This window comes from Burkholderia sp. AU44665, assembly GCF_030504405.1.
Taxonomy (GTDB): domain Bacteria; phylum Pseudomonadota; class Gammaproteobacteria; order Burkholderiales; family Burkholderiaceae; genus Burkholderia; species Burkholderia semiarida.
Window position 1 is genome coordinate 64972 of sequence record NZ_JAUJRI010000010.1, and the last position, 13723, is coordinate 78694.

The 13723-nt window shown below is 68.0% G+C and carries 17 protein-coding genes; 9 read left to right on the forward strand and 8 right to left on the reverse strand.

What is annotated here, in order from left to right; translation table 11 throughout:
* Positions 1 to 148: 148 nt before the first annotated feature.
* Positions 149 to 1114: a D-2-hydroxyacid dehydrogenase gene (locus tag QZM15_RS20845; RefSeq protein ID WP_302107179.1), complete on the reverse strand. Its 966-nt coding sequence runs from the start codon at positions 1112 to 1114 to the stop codon at positions 149 to 151.
* A 258-nt stretch (positions 1115 to 1372) separates the two neighbouring features.
* On the opposite strand from QZM15_RS20845, the gene QZM15_RS20850 reads away from it, so the two are divergent.
* From QZM15_RS20850 to QZM15_RS20870, 5 genes are all read left to right on the forward strand, one after another.
* Positions 1373 to 2563, forward strand: coding sequence for a CaiB/BaiF CoA-transferase family protein (locus QZM15_RS20850; protein ID WP_302107180.1), 1191 nt, complete (start codon positions 1373 to 1375; stop codon positions 2561 to 2563).
* Between the two features lie 21 nt (positions 2564 to 2584).
* Positions 2585 to 3547, forward strand: coding sequence for a hydroxymethylglutaryl-CoA lyase (locus QZM15_RS20855; protein WP_302107181.1), 963 nt, complete (start codon positions 2585 to 2587; stop codon positions 3545 to 3547).
* 33 nt (positions 3548 to 3580) lie between these two features.
* On the forward strand, positions 3581 to 3964 hold the full coding sequence (locus tag QZM15_RS20860; protein ID WP_059585341.1) for a VOC family protein: 384 nt from the start codon (positions 3581 to 3583) through the stop codon (positions 3962 to 3964).
* A 225-nt stretch (positions 3965 to 4189) separates the two neighbouring features.
* Positions 4190 to 5017: an alpha/beta hydrolase gene (locus QZM15_RS20865; RefSeq protein WP_059585342.1), complete on the forward strand. Its 828-nt coding sequence runs from the start codon at positions 4190 to 4192 to the stop codon at positions 5015 to 5017.
* A gap of 104 nt (positions 5018 to 5121) precedes the next feature.
* Positions 5122 to 6015: a LysR family transcriptional regulator gene (locus tag QZM15_RS20870; protein WP_059643427.1), complete on the forward strand. Its 894-nt coding sequence runs from the start codon at positions 5122 to 5124 to the stop codon at positions 6013 to 6015.
* A 67-nt stretch (positions 6016 to 6082) separates the two neighbouring features.
* Here QZM15_RS20870 and QZM15_RS20875 read toward each other — a convergent pair whose 3' ends face one another.
* Complete coding sequence (locus QZM15_RS20875; protein WP_302107182.1) at positions 6083 to 7546, reverse strand: MFS transporter; 1464 nt, start codon at positions 7544 to 7546, stop codon at positions 6083 to 6085.
* Between the two features lie 631 nt (positions 7547 to 8177).
* Here QZM15_RS20875 and QZM15_RS20880 point away from each other — a divergent pair.
* From QZM15_RS20880 to QZM15_RS20890, 3 genes are all read left to right on the forward strand, one after another.
* The gene (locus QZM15_RS20880) at positions 8178 to 8549 is read left to right on the forward strand and encodes a GFA family protein (RefSeq protein ID WP_302107183.1); all 372 of its coding nucleotides are present in this window, start codon (positions 8178 to 8180) and stop codon (positions 8547 to 8549) included.
* A complete protein-coding gene (locus QZM15_RS20885) occupies positions 8546 to 8674 on the forward strand; it encodes a hypothetical protein (RefSeq protein WP_256122098.1) in 129 nt (42 codons plus the stop codon). Before QZM15_RS20880 ends, QZM15_RS20885 begins: the two co-directional genes overlap by 4 nt.
* 107 nt (positions 8675 to 8781) lie before the next feature.
* On the forward strand, positions 8782 to 9237 hold the full coding sequence (locus QZM15_RS20890; RefSeq protein ID WP_006482257.1) for a MarR family winged helix-turn-helix transcriptional regulator: 456 nt from the start codon (positions 8782 to 8784) through the stop codon (positions 9235 to 9237).
* A gap of 60 nt (positions 9238 to 9297) precedes the next feature.
* Here QZM15_RS20890 and QZM15_RS20895 read toward each other — a convergent pair whose 3' ends face one another.
* The 6 genes from QZM15_RS20895 to QZM15_RS20920 form a co-directional block, all read right to left on the reverse strand.
* Entirely contained in the window at positions 9298 to 10014 is a 717-nt protein-coding gene (locus QZM15_RS20895; protein ID WP_226231800.1) for a GNAT family N-acetyltransferase, read from the reverse strand.
* Positions 10015 to 10166: 152 nt separating this feature from the next.
* Entirely contained in the window at positions 10167 to 10496 is a 330-nt protein-coding gene (locus QZM15_RS20900) for a DUF4148 domain-containing protein (protein ID WP_060966123.1), read from the reverse strand.
* 73 nt (positions 10497 to 10569) lie between these two features.
* A complete protein-coding gene (locus QZM15_RS20905; protein ID WP_302107184.1) occupies positions 10570 to 10899 on the reverse strand; it encodes a DUF4148 domain-containing protein in 330 nt (109 codons plus the stop codon).
* A gap of 61 nt (positions 10900 to 10960) precedes the next feature.
* Positions 10961 to 11287: a DUF4148 domain-containing protein gene (locus tag QZM15_RS20910; protein WP_302107185.1), complete on the reverse strand. Its 327-nt coding sequence runs from the start codon at positions 11285 to 11287 to the stop codon at positions 10961 to 10963.
* Positions 11288 to 11353: 66 nt separating this feature from the next.
* Positions 11354 to 11773, reverse strand: coding sequence for an organic hydroperoxide resistance protein (locus QZM15_RS20915; RefSeq protein WP_059585376.1), 420 nt, complete (start codon positions 11771 to 11773; stop codon positions 11354 to 11356).
* A 273-nt stretch (positions 11774 to 12046) separates the two neighbouring features.
* Positions 12047 to 12511, reverse strand: a complete 465-nt coding sequence (locus QZM15_RS20920; RefSeq protein WP_059585377.1) for a RidA family protein — start codon at positions 12509 to 12511, stop codon at positions 12047 to 12049.
* A 215-nt stretch (positions 12512 to 12726) separates the two neighbouring features.
* On the opposite strand from QZM15_RS20920, the gene QZM15_RS20925 reads away from it, so the two are divergent.
* Positions 12727 to 13692: a LysR family transcriptional regulator gene (locus QZM15_RS20925; RefSeq protein ID WP_302107186.1), complete on the forward strand. Its 966-nt coding sequence runs from the start codon at positions 12727 to 12729 to the stop codon at positions 13690 to 13692.
* Positions 13693 to 13723 lie beyond the last annotated feature (31 nt).

Below are 13723 nucleotides of genomic sequence, written 5' to 3' on the forward strand. Positions count from 1 at the left end.
AGTAGCACCCATCAGATAGTCGGAAACCCGCCGCCAGACAGGGCCGAGGCACGAACCCTTCATGTGCCCCGGGTCGCTGGCGCAAGCAGCCCCGCATTCAGTCGGCCCCGCTTCGAGCAATCGAGCGGGGCCGTTCCGTTCGTGCGTGTCACACGACATGCCGCGGCTCGCCGCCGACGAACGCGGCGACGTTGTCCACGAGCTGATCGGCCAGCGTCTGCATCGCCTCGTCGCTCGCCCACGCGACATGCGGCGTCAGGATGAACGCCGGATGCGACAGGATCGCGTGAAACGGATGCGCGGCCGGCAGCGGCTCCTGCGTGACGACGTCGAACCCCGCGCCCGAGATCTGCCCTGACTGCAACGCCTCGACGAGCGCGCTTTCGTCCACGAGCCCGCCACGCGCGGTATTGATCAGCAGCGGCCGGCGCGCCATCCGCGCGAATGCGCGGGCGTCGATCAGGTGCCGCGTCGCGGGCGTGAGCGGGCAGTGCAGCGTGATCACGTCGCTGTCGCGCAGCAGCGTGTCGAGCGGTGCATGGCCGTCGCGCGCGGTGTCGCCGTGTGCGGCGAACAGCACGCGCATGTCGAGCGCCCGCGCGATGGCGGCCACCGCGCGCCCGAGCACGCCGTCGCCCACGATCCCGAGCGTCGCACCGGCCAGGTCGCGAATCGGGTGATCGAAAAAGCAGAACTGTCCGCTGTCGAGCCAACGCCCCGCGCGCACCGCGTCGCGATAAGCGACGAGGCTGCGGCGCAGCGCGAAGATCAGCGCGAACGTGTGCTCGGGCACCGTGCGCACCGCATAGCCGCGAATATTGCTCACGATGATCCCGCGTGCCGCGCACGCATCGAGATCGACGATGTCGGTGCCGGTCGCGGCGATCGCGATCATCCGTATCTGCCGCGCATCGGCGAGGGCCGTCGCGTCGAGCCGCACCTTGTTCGTCACGACGATGTGCGCGTCGCGGATGCGCGCCGCGACCTCGTGCGCGGCCGTCCGGTCGAATGTCTGCAAGGCGTGCGGAAACGGAAATCGTTTCAGCACGGTCTGCGGCGACAGCGTCGCGCGGTCGAGGAACACGATCTTCGCGGGAGCGGAAACGGAAAACATGGCGGTCTCGCTGGCAGGCGCCCGATGGCGCGGAACGGCCCCGATTCTGCCGGCGGCGCGCGCGCCGTCGTTTGACCGTTGCGCGAGCGCGCTTTCCCGGGTGGAAAGGCTGGCGCGTCCCGCTTGGCCGATACCGCGCTCGCGCCGTCGCCCGCCTTTCCGTTTCGGAAAGGCAGGTTGACCATCGAGCGATTTTCGCCGGGCGCGAACGCCGTCATGATCGCCGTCATCGACAACGAGATTTCATCGGAGACAGTCATGACACGCCCCCTGGACGGCATCCGCGTGCTGGAACTCGGCCAACTGATCGCCGGGCCGTTCGCGGGCCGGATGCTCGCCGAATTCGGCGCGGACGTCATCAAGGTCGAGCCGCCCGGCGTCGGCGACCCGCTGCGCAAGTGGCGGCTGCTGCACGACGGCACGTCGGTCTGGTGGGCCGTGCAGTCGCGCAACAAGACCTCGCTCACGCTCGATCTGCGCACGCCCGAAGGGCAGGACGTCGTGCGCCGCCTCGTCGCGGAGACCGACGTGCTGATCGAAAACTTCCGGCCCGGCACGCTCGAAGGCTGGGGGCTCGGCTGGGACGCGCTGTCCGCGCTCAACCCGGGGCTCGTGATGCTGCGCGTGTCGGGCTTCGGTCAGACCGGCCCGTATCGCGACCGCCCCGGCTTCGGCGTGATCGCCGAGGCGATGGGCGGCCTGCGCCACCTCACGGGCGAACCGGGCCGCACGCCGGTGCGCGTGGGCATCTCGCTCGGCGATTCGCTGTCGGCGCTGCACGGCGTGATCGGCGTGCTGCTCGCATTACGGCATCGCGAGCAGCAGGGCGGCAAGGGGCAGGTCGTCGACGTCGCGCTGTACGAATCGGTATTCAACATGATGGAAAGCCTGCTGCCCGAATATGCGGCGTTCGGCGCGGTGCGCGGGCCGGCCGGCAGCAGCCTGCCGGGGATCGCGCCGACCAACGCGTACCGCTGCCGCGACGGCCGGTACGCGCTGATCGCCGGCAACGGCGACAGCATCTTCCGGCGCCTGATGGAACTGATCGGCCGGCCCGATCTCGGCAACGATCCGGCGCTCGCGCACAACGACGGGCGCGTCGCGCAGGTCGCGCGCATCGATGCGGCGATCGGCGAATGGAGCGCGCACCACGACCTCGACGACGTGCTCGCCGCGCTGAACGACGCGCGCATTCCGTCGGGACGCATCTACGACGTGGCCGACATCGCGGCCGATCCGCACTACCGTGCGCGCGACATGATCGTCGACGCCGCGCTGCCCGACGGCACGCCCGTGCTCGTGCCGGGCATCGTGCCGAAACTCGATGCCACGCCCGGGCGCATCGAGCGGCCGGCCCCCGGGCTCGGCGCGGATACCGACGCGGTGCTCGAATCGCTCGGCATCGATGCGGTGACGCGCGACGACTGGCGCACGCGCGGCGTGATCTGAAACAGCCACCGGGACGAAGACATGAACGCGCATCCGCAACGCCTCCACATCCACGAAGTCGCGACCCGCGACGGTTTCCAGAATGAAGCGGCGTTCGTCGACACCGACGACAAGATCGCGCTCGTCGACGCGCTGAGCGCCTGCGGCTACGCGAAGATCGAGGTCACGTCGTTCACGTCGCCGAAGGCGATTCCCGCGCTGCGCGACGCGGAAGCCGTGATGCACGGCATCGCACGCGCGCCGGGCGTCGTCTATACGGCGCTCGTGCCGAACGTGCGCGGCGCCGAGCGCGCGCTGTCGTGCGGCGTCGACGAGGTGAACCTCGTTATGTCGATGAGCGAGAGTCACAACCGCGCGAACCTGCGGATGACGCGCGAGCAATCGTTCGCGCAGTTGCGCGACGTGATCGACGCGGTGCGCGGCACGGGTGTCGCGATCAACGTGTCGCTGTCGACCGCGATGGGCTGCCCGATGGAAGGCGACGTACCGGCCGAAACGGTGCTCGCGTGGATGCAGCGCTTCGCGGATCTCGGCGTGCACGGCTTCACGCTGTGCGATACGACCGGCATGGCGTTTCCGTCGCAGGTGCGCGACTTGTCCGGACGTGCGCGCGAGCGCTTCCCCGCGTTGCAGCTCACGCTGCACTTCCACAACACGCGCGGGATGGCGCTCGCGAATACGCTCGCCGCGCTCGACGCCGGCATCGACCGTTTCGACGCGTCGCTCGGCGGGCTCGGCGGCTGCCCGTATGCGCCGGGCGCGACCGGCAACGTCTGCACCGAGGAACTCGTGCACATGCTCGAACTCGACGGCTACGATACGGGCATCGACCTCGCGGCCGTGCTCGCCGCAGCCGCACGGCTGCCCGCGCTCATCGGGCACGACGTGCCGAGCCAGATCCTGAAGGCCGGGCGCCGCTCGGACCTTCATCCGCCGCCGCGCGCCGATGCCGACGGCAAGCCCGCGCAACGCGCGTTCTCGTGAACAGCAACAGAAACATAAACAGGAGCGAATGCCATGGCGCTGATCGACCACCTCGATCATCTCGTGCTGACCTGCGTCGATCCGGAACGGACGAAGCATTTCTACACCGAGGTGCTGCAGATGCAGCTCGAAACCTTCGGCGCGGGCCGACTCGCGTTCCGTTTCGGCAACCAGAAGATCAACCTGCACGTGCGCGGCGCGGAATTCGAGCCGAAAGCGCACGTGCCGGTGCCGGGCGCGCTCGACCTGTGCTTCATCGCGTCGGTCCCGCTCGACGACGTGATCGCGCACCTGCGGCGCGTCGACTGGCCGATCGTCGAAGGGCCCGTCGAACGCACCGGCGCGACGCAGAAAATCCGCTCGATCTACGTGCGCGATCCCGACCTGAACCTGATCGAGATTTCCGAGCCGATCTGACTTGCCGGGCTCGGTCGCCCGCGCGAGTGCCGGCCCGCCGCGCGCACAGCGTCACAGTCCTTCGCCGAAAGCGGACAGGCACGCGCCGCGCCCGCCGATTCCGGATAGCCGTGCGCGGCCGCGCTGCGGATAATGGCGCAACGGCGTCGGCCCGACCGCCGCCTTCGCCGCGCGCACGGACAAACGTGCCGCGCGCATCCGCAACCCGATCCAGGCGCTTCCCGAATGACGATCCTCTATCGCGGCATGGACCGTGCGGCGCTCGACGCCGCGTACCTGAACACGAGGGCTGTTCCCGATTTCCCCGCGCTGCTCGCGTCATGCCAGGCGCGCAGCGCGGCGCTATACGCGGCGACGCCCGGCCGCCGCGACCTGCGTTACGGCGCGCAACCCGCGCAGCGCTTCGACTGGCTGCCGTGCGGGCAGCCCGACGCACCGCTGTTCGTGTTCATCCACGGCGGCTACTGGCAACACTGCACGAAAGAGGATTTCGCGTATGCGGCGAGCGGGCCGCTCGCGTGCGGCTACGACGTCGTGCTCGCCGAATACACGCTCGCGCCGGTCGCGACGATGACCGATATCGTCGGCGAGATCGGCGCGCTGCTCGACCATCTCGCGGCCGACCGCGACGGCCTCGGCATCGCGGGGCGGCCGATCCATCTGAGCGGCCATTCGGCGGGCGGCCATCTGACGGCCATGCATCGCGCGCATCCGGCCGTCGTGTCGGCACTCGCGATCAGTCCGCTCGTCGATCTCGAACCGATCGCGCTGTGCTGCCTGAACGACAAGCTGCAGCTCACCGCGCGGGAGGTCGACGCGTACAGCCCGTTGCGCCATGTCGGACCGGGCGCGGCGACCGTCGTGGCGGTCGGCGACGCCGAACTGCCCGAACTCGTTCGGCAGGCGGACGAATACGCGACGGCGTGCGAAGCCGCCGGCGAGCGGATCGCCCGCGCGTGGCTGCCCGGCATGCAGCACTTCGCGGTGCTCGACGATCTCGCGACGCCGGACGGCGCGATGCTCGCCGCATTGCACGCCATCGCGCCGCGCTAGCCTCGCCGTATCGTGCGTATCGCATGCGCACGGCCCGGCGTATGATCGGCGTCAGGCCGGCGCGATGACGACGTCCCCCGCACGGCCTTCCCAGGACCCCCGACATGGTGAACCCGCTTCATTTCGATCTGCAGTCGCTGCGCGTGTTCGCGCTCGTCGCCGAGCACGGCAGCCTGACGAAGGCAGCCGAACACGGCCAGCTCACGCTGTCCGCGGTCAGCAAGCGCATCGCCGAACTCGAAAGCGTGACCGGCAGCGCGTTGTTCGTCCGGCACGCGCGCGGCGTCGAGCTGACGCCCGCGGGCCGCGCGCTGCTCGATCATGCGGCGAAGGTGATCGAGCAGGTGAACCGGATGGCGCACGAGATGAGCGACTACGTCGCAGGCGTGCGCGGCCATATCCACGTATGGACCAACACGTCGGCGATCGTCCAGTTCCTGCCCGCCGATCTCGCCGCGTTCCTCACCGGCAACCCCGGCATCAAGGTGAGTCTCGAGGAGCGGCTGAGCCACGAGATCGTCGACGCGATCGGGTCGGGCAAGGCCGATCTCGGTGTATTCGCCGACAACGTGCCGGCGCCCGGCATCGACCGGCGGCTGTACCGGCGCGACGAGCTCGTGCTGCTCGTGCCGCGCGCGCACCGGTTCGCCGTGCGCGACAGCATCCGCTTCGCGGATACGCTCGACGAGGACTACGTGGGCCTGAGCGACGGCAGCTCGCTGCTCGCGCGCATGACCGACGCCGCGTTCGCGGCCGAGCGCTCGCTGAAGCTGCGGATCCAGGTATCGAATTTCGACGGCGTGAGCCGGATGATCGAGGCCGGGCTCGGCATCGGCGTGCTGCCGCGCGATGCGGTGACCGGCGAGCGCGCGGCGCGGCTCGGTGTCGTGAAGCTCGACGACGCGTGGGCGACGCGCACGCTATGGGTCGGCGTGAAGGCCGGCGCGGTGCTGACGACCGACGTCGCGAAGCTGTTCGATTTCATGTCGGCGCGCTGAATGCGATGAGGCGATGAAACGGCGACGCACGGGGCACGCGTGCGTGCGCCCCGTGCCGCTCGCCGCGTCAAACCGGATTGATCTCGTCCTGGCTGCGCCGCGTGGTGAGCGGGCCGAGCACGCGCAGCGTGACGGCGACGATGCCGAGCGCGACCGAAATCACGCCGAACATCGCGCCCGCGCCGTAGTCGACGAGCACCGGCAGCAACACGAACGGCAGCGCGCCGCTGACGATGCGCGACAGCGCATAGGTGCTGCCGATCGCCGTCGAACGCACGCCGGCCGGAAAAATCTCGGCCTGGTACACGTGATACGCGTTGCTGAACACGTTGGACGCACACGTCGTCAGGAACCCGAAGCCGACGATCACCACGGTATTGCCGGAATACGCGAAGCACAGCCCGAACACCGCGATCGACAAGATCGACACGATCACGAGCGTGCGGCGCTCGATCCAGTTGAGCAGCGGAATCGACAGCAGCGAGCCGATCGGATAGCCGATGAACGACAGCGCGATGAACAACGTGCTGTCCGTCACGTCGAAGCCGCGGCTTTTCACGACGGTGCCGGCCAGCGTGCCGAACCCGTAATAGCCGAAGCCCTGGAACAGGTGAAAGATCGCCAGCATCACGTAGCGCGCGCCGTACGGACGGCGACGCAGCAGCGCGATGCGCTCGCCGAGCCCGAGCGGCCGCTGCGGCTGGACCGGTTCCGCGAAATGCTCGGGCACGGGCACGCCGGCGCTTTGCGCGAAACGCCGCAGCGCCGCGTGCGCATCGGCCGTGCGGCCTTGCGCGAGCAGCCAGCGCGGGCTTTCCGGCAGCCGGTGCTGGACGAGCAGCACGTACACGGCGCCGAGGCTGCCGACCGCGAGGATGATGCGCCAGCCCGCGACGCCCGCCACATGCAGCGGGTTCAGCCACAGCGCGAGAAAGCCGACGAGCGGCACCGCGACATACGAAGTCGTGTAGGCCCACGCGGCGAGCCGCCCGCGCTTGTCCTTCGGCAGGATTTCGGACAGGAAGGTGTCGGCGACCGGATAGATCGCGCCGACGCCGATGCCGGTCAGGAACCGGCAGGCCACGAGCATGTCGGCACTCACCGAAAACGCACCGACCAGCGAGAACGCGCTGTACCACCCGAGTGTGAGCAGGAACGCCTTGCGCCGGCCGATGCGGTCGGCCAGGCTGCCGAGGCACATCGCGCCGACGAACATGCCGATGAACGCGGACGCCAGCAGCAGCTTGAAATCGGCGCTTTGCCGGCTCAGCCCGTATTCGTGCTGCAACGCGGAGCCGATCGTACTGACGAGAAAGATCTCGTACATGTCGAAGAACAGCCCGATGCCGATCACCCAGACGACGAATCGATGCAACGCACCGACCGGCAGATCGTCCATGAAATCGCCGAGCGTGACGCGGCGGGCGGGAAGGGTCGTTGCGTCGACGCCGGCGCCTGCGGAGGCGGCCGACGTGCGGGCGGACGCGCGTGCGCCCGCGTGGCCGTCGAGGTCGAGGGATTGGCTGTTCATCGTGTCTCCTGATTATCGATATGCGGTGGCGCGGGGCTGGCCGTTCTTAGCCGGCGTCACGCGTCGGCCGCACGATGCGACGCCAGGCATCGCCGGGCAGGTGCAAGAGGCGGCCATGCGGGCTGCGCCGATCGTCCGACACATGGTGGGCAAATCGGCGGCACGTGATAATTGAGGATGTTTCAAGCATCCTTTCCCGAGCAGAAAGGGTAGGGAGCGCGCGGTGGACACGATTCGCGCGGCAGGCCGTTGCAGCCTGCGTGGCGGGCGGGTGCGTATCGAAAACGATGCGCACCCGCGCCATCCGGCGAGGCCGGGAAAACCATGACGCCGGTGGCGTGGCCGCCGGCGCAACCGCCGCCGACGCCACACGGTCGTGCTCAATCGGCCGGCACGAACGCCGTCCCATGAAACACGCGCACGGGGTTCCCGCGCGCCAGCGCAAAGTGTTGCATCCGCCGCTGCCGGCGCGTGGCGGTCGGCCTCCCGCCGCACGCGCACCCGCAGCAATTCGTCGCGCGGGCCGCGGATTTGCAATGTCCTGTATCCGCCCCGACGGCCGATACAGTGCGATACACCGCCCGCGCGCGGCTTCGCTATAAAGCAGGCGTGACCTCTTTCGGAGCCCGTCATGTCTACTACCCGGTTCAAAGGATCCTGCCATTGCGGGGCCGTCAAATTCGAAGTCAGCACGGCCATTGCGCCGGCCGTTCGCTGCAACTGCAGCCTGTGCCGACGGCGCGGCGCGCTGATGAGCCCGATGTTCGCCGCCGCCAACCTGACGATCGTCGAAGGCGAGGGCGCACTGACGTGCTATCGCTTCAACACGCACACCGCACGTCACTATTTCTGCAGCCGGTGCGGCGTCTATCCGTTCCACCAGACCCGCAAAGACCCGGCATGCTGGCGCGTCAACCTCGGTTGCCTCGACGGCGTCGATCCGTACACGCTCGACGCGACGGTTGCCGATGGTGCGAGCCTCTCGGTCGTGGAGGACGCATGAAACGCTGGCTGATGATCCTCCTGTTTGCCGCGGGCGGGCTCGCGACCGAAATCGCGCATCCGGTACAGTGCACGTTGTTGTCGGTCAGCCGTCAGCAAACCGGCAAGCGCCGCAAGCCGGGCTGAGCGCGGCGCGCGCCAGCCGATCGACCCCGATTATCATGCTTCCGATAAGATCGCATGCGATATATAATGCGATTGTCTGCGACCGTTCGCGTCGCTGGAGGAAGTCCATGAAACCGACCGAAACCCCGTCGCCCGCCGCGCCGAAGCTGTCCGAGTTCCTGTGCTTTGCGATCTACTCGGCGAACCTCGCGTTCGGCAAGGCGTACAAGCCGATCCTCGACGAGCTCGGCCTCACGTACACGCAATACATCACGATCATCGCGCTGTGGGAGCAGGACAACCAGACCGTCGGCCAGCTCGGCGAGAAGCTGTTCCTCGAATCCAATACGCTGACGCCGATCCTGAAGAAGCTCGAGGCAATGGGTTACCTGGAGCGGCATCGCGATCCGTCCGACGAACGCCAGGTGCTCGTCAGCCTGACGAAAAGCGGCCGCCGCGTGCGCGAGAAGGGGCTCGACATGAACCTGGTCGAAGCCACCGGGCTGAAGCCGGACGAGTTCGCGAAGGTGCAGAAGGCGATCGTCACGCTGCGCGGCAACCTGATCCGGTCGACCGAAGCATAAAGGCACTCAGGCACTCAGGCATGACGAGCGGCCGGCGCGTGAATCGCGCCGGCCGCATTGTCACGCGTGCGCATCGCCCAGCACCAGCAGGTGCATGTCGCGCCGTACGACGAAACCGAGCGCGAGATAGCGCTCGATCGCCACCTGGTTCGTCGTGAGCACGTGCAGGAACGGCGTGTCCGATCGTGCGTCGATCGACGCAATCAGCGACCGGATCAACCTCGCCGCCAACCCTTGCCGCCGAAACGCGGCGTCCACGCACACGGCGCTGATCTCCGTATAGCCGTCCAACTGCATCCGCTCGCCGGCCATCGCGGCCAGCCGCCCTTCGTTGCGCACGCCGATGTAGCGGCCGAGTTCGAACGTACGCGGGCCGAACGGGCCCGGCTGCGCGGCGGCGGTCAGCGCAAGCATGTCCGGCACGTCGGCTTCGCCGAGCGGGACATGTTCCGATTCATGTGCCGGGTCGAACGTCCGTTGCCAGATCATTTGGAGCAGCGTCGCGCGCCGGATCACCGACCATCCCGCCGGTGGCGCGATCTCGTCCGGCGTGACGAGCGCGGCCGGCCCGTGTGCGGCGACCAGCGCGCGCAGCGCGTCGAACGACGCCGGGCTCGTGTCGGCGAGCGCGGCAAACGGCGCCACGGGCACCGGAAACCGCCATGCGCGGTCATTGCCGAGCGCAAAGCGGTGCTGCTTGCCCGTCAGCGCGTTCCAGACAACGCGATCGAGCACGTGCGCATCGCTTGTCGCGTTTCCGGTCATGGCATCCGGCATCGGCGGCTCCTTCGTGAAAGATGGGGGTGCCGCACAGAATAATCCGGGATGGCCGGGAATGCAGGCTGCGGCAATGCAAATAAAAGCGCATGCGATTACATCGCATGCGCTTTATATGATGGACTTCAGCGACAGAATTCGCCGTACCACGCTCAATGCCCGAAATAGATCGAGCGCTCGGCCATGCGGATCGCGCCGCGGCTGCCGGACTGCGTGGCGCCGCCGGCATCACCGCCGTAACCGGCTGTCTGCGTATCGGCCGCGACGGCGCCATCGTCGCGAATCCTTTTCAGCGCCGCCTGGATATTGTCCGGATAGTGCGGATCGTTGGGGCGATTCGGCTGGTAGCCGGCTTGCTGCAACGCGGCCAGTTCGGCACGCACTTGCGCACGCGTGACGGTGCTTTCTCCGGCAAAAGCCGGCGCGGCGACGGCGGCCGACACGGCAACGAGCAGGGCGGCAATCAGTTGGGGCTTCATCATTCACCTCGACAGGGATTCAGGAATTCAGGGGGGCGCACCGCACGCCGGCCATCGGCGCCGTTCGCGCGTTCGTTCAATGACCGAAGTAGATCGAGCGTTCGGCAATACGCGTCGCCGGCCGGCTGCCCGACTGCGTCGCGGCGGCGGCATCGTTGCCGTAACTGGATGCCGATGCGTCGGCCGCCACCGCGTCGTTCGCATGAATGCGCGTCAACGCGGCCTGCAGGTCGTCCGGGTAATGCGGATCGTTCGCGCGTCCCGGCCGATAACCGGCTTGTTCCAGCTGGACGAGCTCGGCGCGTACTTGCGCGCGAGACACGACGGCTGCGTCGGCAAACGCCGGCGCGGCGGCAGAAGCGGAAACAGCGACGAGAAGGGCAGCGATCAGGCGGGTTTTCATCATTCACCTCGACAAAATGGAATCAGGAATAAAGGGACTCAGGGTTCACGTACCGGCGCGGTGCTCAGTGACCGAAGTACACCGAACGCTCGGCCACGCTTGCGACATCGCGGCGGCCGGATTGCGTCGCGGCGCCGCCGTCGCTGCCGTAGCCGGCACCCGCTGCGTTGGCCGCGACGGCGTCGCCCGCGTGGATCCGCGTCAGCGCGGCCTGCAGATCGTTCGGATAGGTGGCGTCGGTCGCGCGGTTCAGCGGATAGCCGGCGTGTTGAAGCTGCGCGAGCTCGGCGCGCACCTGCGCACGCGTCACGGTGGTTTCGTTGGCGAACGCCGGTGCGGCAACAGCGGCCGAAACAGCGACGAGCAGGGTAGCGATCAGTTGGGTTTTCATCATTCACCTCGATGGAAAAGGAATCGGGAATTCGGGAGGGCGGCGCTCGGCCGCCCGATGCAACGTTCAGACGATCCGGATGTCGACGTCGATGTTGCCGCGCGTCGCCTTCGAATACGGGCAGGTCTGGTGAGCGGCGTCGACGATGCGTTGCGCGACGTCGCGCTCGAGCCCCGGCACGCTCACGTTCAGCCGGGCCTGCAGGAAGTACGCGTTGCCCGCGGTGCCGAGATCCACTTCGGCATCGACCGCGAGGTCGGCCGGCAGCGTCACCTTCGCGGCACGCGCCGCAAGCTGCATCGCGCCGATGAAGCAGGCCGACCAGCCGGCTGCGAACAGTTGTTCCGGGTTGGTGCCGGTGCCGGCGCTGCCCGGCGACGACAACTGGATGTCGAGGCGGCCGTCGGAACTGCGCGCCGCGCCGTCGCGGCCGCCGGAAGTCGTATGCGTCTTGCCCGTGTACAGCACCTTGTCGATCTTGCTCATCATTTGCTCCGTCGGTTGGTTTGTCTCAGATGCGATTCGATCGCATGCGACGCAGTTTCCGCCTGACGACCTCTCTCGTCAAGCGGATTCGATTAAATCGTATGCGATATTTTGTATTTCAATGTATCCGGATCGTGTAGCGCCTTTCCTGACAAGCTTTTCAGACGATCCAGCCCCCGATTGCACGGTGCGCCGACGTGCGTGCCGGATGCCGGGTAGGGCGCGCGAGAACACTTGCGGGACCGGATGCCGCCCCACACGTCCGGCCTGTCATCACGCCACCTCGATCTCGGCGATCACGACCAGGATCACGGCGGCGTTGGCCGGCAACTGGTGCTGGGAGAACGCCGAACGCGCATGTCCGGCCTTGGCGCCGAGCACGGCGGCGAACAGGTCGGACGCACCATCGATCACGGCCGGCTGTCCGAAAAAGCCGTCGGCAGAGCTCACGTGCCCCTCGACGCGCACGATCTTGCGCAGGCGATCGAACCCGCCCAGATGCTTGCGGATTTGCGCAAGCACGTTCAGTGCCGCCAGCCGCGCGGCATGCTTGCCGTCGTCGACGCTCAACTGCTCGCCGACACGGCCGGTATAAGCAAGCTTGCCGTCGGCGAGCGGCAACTGTCCCGACACGAACAGCAGGTTGCCGGCTTCGCCGACGGCCGTATAGCTGCCGAGCGGACTCGGCGGTTCCGGTAATGCGAGGCCGAGTTCGGCCAGATTCTGTTCGACGCTCATGTCGTGCTCCTTGCGGTAAAAGGGATCGGGCGGCCGGCGTGGCCCGTGAATCACTGTAGTCATGCGGCCGAAGCCGGTAAATGCCGGCCGCGCAATTGAGTCGGGACGTCATGTAACGAATCGCGCCCGCCGCACCGGCTGGTTTCCCGCACGAGATTCATGCACACTCGTTGCTTCACCGCGTCCCCCATGGCCGAGACGGCAGGAATCGCCCCATGCAACGACAATTCGACGATCTGCTGCTGGGCAGCATCGAGCTGTTCTGTCTGGCTGCCGAGCTCGGCAGCTTCACGCTTGCGGCAAATGCGGCCGGCGTCACGCCGGCCGCGGTCAGCCGGTCGGTCGCACGGCTCGAGGAGCGTCTCGGCGTGCGCCTGTTCGTACGCACGACGCGACAGATCCGGCTGACCGATTCCGGCCGGCGCTATTTCGAGCAATGTCGCGATGCGTTGTCGCAGCTCGTCGACGCGGAGCGCGAAGCCACGGGCCAGCAGGCCACGCCCGCCGGCCTGCTACGGATCAGTATGCCGACGCCGTACGGGCACTATCGCGTGCTGCCGCTGCTGCCGGCGTTTCGCGAGCGCTACCCGGCGGTACGCATCGAAACTCACCTGAGCAACCGCAACGTCGACTTCGCCGAGGAAGGCTACGATCTCGCGATCCGCGGCCGCGCGCCGGCCGATTCGAGCCTGGTCGCGCGCAAGCTGGAGGACGCCGAACTCGTCGTCGTCGCGACGCCCGACTATCTGAAGCGCGCGGGTACGCCGACCGCGATCGCCGACTTGCACGCGCACGAATGCATCCAGTTCGAACTGCCGAGCAGCGGACGGACGATTGCCTGGCTGTTCGACGACGGCGCGGATGAAATCGACGTCACGACGGCCGGCAGCTACGGCACGTCGGGCGACGTCCTGGCCGGCGTGACGCTCGCGCGCAGCGGCGCAGGGCTGTTCCAGACCTACCGCTTCATCGTCGAGCACGATCTGCGCGCCGGCACGCTCGTGGAAGTGCTGTCCGGCCTCGGCGGCCGCTCGCGGCCCTTCGTGCTGCTGTACCCGCATGCACGCTTTCTGTCGTCGCGCGTGCGGGTGTTCGTCGACTTTCTCGTCGAACAGTTGGCGCAGGCGCCTGCCAACCGGACAGCCGGCACACGCGGCAAACGCGCCGGCGCATCGCGATAGACGCACCGGCTCGCGGCTTCGACGCCGGCGC

Excerpts from the sequence above, each read along its gene's own strand:
- QZM15_RS20870 (WP_059643427.1), top strand. The coding sequence starts at position 5,122 with ATGGTGAACCCGCTTCATTTCGATCTGCAGTCGCTGCGCGTGTTCGCG.
- QZM15_RS20920 (WP_059585377.1), bottom strand. The coding sequence starts at position 12,511 with ATGAGCGTCGAACAGAATCTGGCCGAACTCGGCCTCGCATTACCGGAA.
- QZM15_RS20890 (WP_006482257.1), top strand. The coding sequence starts at position 8,782 with ATGAAACCGACCGAAACCCCGTCGCCCGCCGCGCCGAAGCTGTCCGAG.
- QZM15_RS20845 (WP_302107179.1), bottom strand. The coding sequence starts at position 1,114 with ATGTTTTCCGTTTCCGCTCCCGCGAAGATCGTGTTCCTCGACCGCGCG.
- QZM15_RS20880 (WP_302107183.1), top strand. The coding sequence starts at position 8,178 with ATGTCTACTACCCGGTTCAAAGGATCCTGCCATTGCGGGGCCGTCAAA.
- QZM15_RS20855 (WP_302107181.1), top strand. The coding sequence starts at position 2,585 with ATGAACGCGCATCCGCAACGCCTCCACATCCACGAAGTCGCGACCCGC.
- QZM15_RS20850 (WP_302107180.1), top strand. The coding sequence starts at position 1,373 with ATGACACGCCCCCTGGACGGCATCCGCGTGCTGGAACTCGGCCAACTG.
- QZM15_RS20910 (WP_302107185.1), bottom strand. The coding sequence starts at position 11,287 with ATGAAAACCCAACTGATCGCTACCCTGCTCGTCGCTGTTTCGGCCGCT.
- QZM15_RS20905 (WP_302107184.1), bottom strand. The coding sequence starts at position 10,899 with ATGATGAAAACCCGCCTGATCGCTGCCCTTCTCGTCGCTGTTTCCGCT.
- QZM15_RS20875 (WP_302107182.1), bottom strand. The coding sequence starts at position 7,546 with ATGAACAGCCAATCCCTCGACCTCGACGGCCACGCGGGCGCACGCGCG.
- QZM15_RS20900 (WP_060966123.1), bottom strand. The coding sequence starts at position 10,496 with ATGATGAAGCCCCAACTGATTGCCGCCCTGCTCGTTGCCGTGTCGGCC.
- QZM15_RS20865 (WP_059585342.1), top strand. The coding sequence starts at position 4,190 with ATGACGATCCTCTATCGCGGCATGGACCGTGCGGCGCTCGACGCCGCG.
- QZM15_RS20895 (WP_226231800.1), bottom strand. The coding sequence starts at position 10,014 with ATGCCGGATGCCATGACCGGAAACGCGACAAGCGATGCGCACGTGCTC.
- QZM15_RS20915 (WP_059585376.1), bottom strand. The coding sequence starts at position 11,773 with ATGAGCAAGATCGACAAGGTGCTGTACACGGGCAAGACGCATACGACT.
- QZM15_RS20885 (WP_256122098.1), top strand. The coding sequence starts at position 8,546 with ATGAAACGCTGGCTGATGATCCTCCTGTTTGCCGCGGGCGGGCTCGCG.
- QZM15_RS20925 (WP_302107186.1), top strand. The coding sequence starts at position 12,727 with ATGCAACGACAATTCGACGATCTGCTGCTGGGCAGCATCGAGCTGTTC.
- QZM15_RS20860 (WP_059585341.1), top strand. The coding sequence starts at position 3,581 with ATGGCGCTGATCGACCACCTCGATCATCTCGTGCTGACCTGCGTCGAT.